Source organism: Leucobacter sp. G161, assembly GCF_001482305.1.
GTDB lineage: Bacteria > Actinomycetota > Actinomycetes > Actinomycetales > Microbacteriaceae > Leucobacter.
Window position 1 is genome coordinate 1 of sequence record NZ_LOHP01000042.1, and the last position, 622, is coordinate 622.

The window sequence follows — 622 nt, forward strand, 5'->3', positions numbered from 1 at the left end:
CCGCTGGTGCTCCTGCGAGCGCTCCGGCGGGTGGCCACGGCTCGCCGCCCGGAACGCGGGGCAGCCCGCGTCGAATCGACTGGGAGTAGCTCGCCATAGCTACTGCTGCCTTCCTTCGAGGGCACTCAGCAGCTGGGGCACGACCGTGAACACGTCGCCGACGACGCCGAAGTCGGCGACGTCGAAGATCGGTGCGTCGCCATCCTTGTTAATCGCGATGATGTTCTTCGCGGTCTGCATGCCGGCGCGGTGCTGGATGGCTCCGGAGATCCCGAGCGCGATGTACAGCTGCGGTGAGACCGAGACGCCAGTCTGGCCGACCTGGTACGACGCGGGCACGAAGCCGGCGTCGACTGCGGCACGCGATGCACCGATCGCGGCACCCAGGGCGTCAGCGAGCTGCTCAACAAGTTCGAACTGTTCCTTCGAGCCGAGCCCGCGGCCGCCGGAGACGACGCGGTTTGCGCCGCGCAGCTCGGGGCGCGAGGACACCTCGGTGACGGCCTCGAACGAATCGACGCGGCCCGCGGGTGCGCCGGAGTCGGCGACCGTGAGCGGCTCGGCGGCAGCGGTCTGTGCCGCGGCGCGCGCATCAACGGATCCCTGGCGGATCGTGATGACG

The 622-nt window shown here is 69.9% G+C and carries 1 protein-coding gene; it reads right to left on the minus strand.

Annotated features, from left to right (window positions below):
• Positions 1-99: 99 nt before the first annotated feature.
• Positions 100-622, minus strand: a 523-nt coding sequence (locus AUL38_RS03245) for an electron transfer flavoprotein subunit alpha/FixB family protein (protein ID WP_161937399.1), incomplete at its 5' end; no start/stop codon positions are given.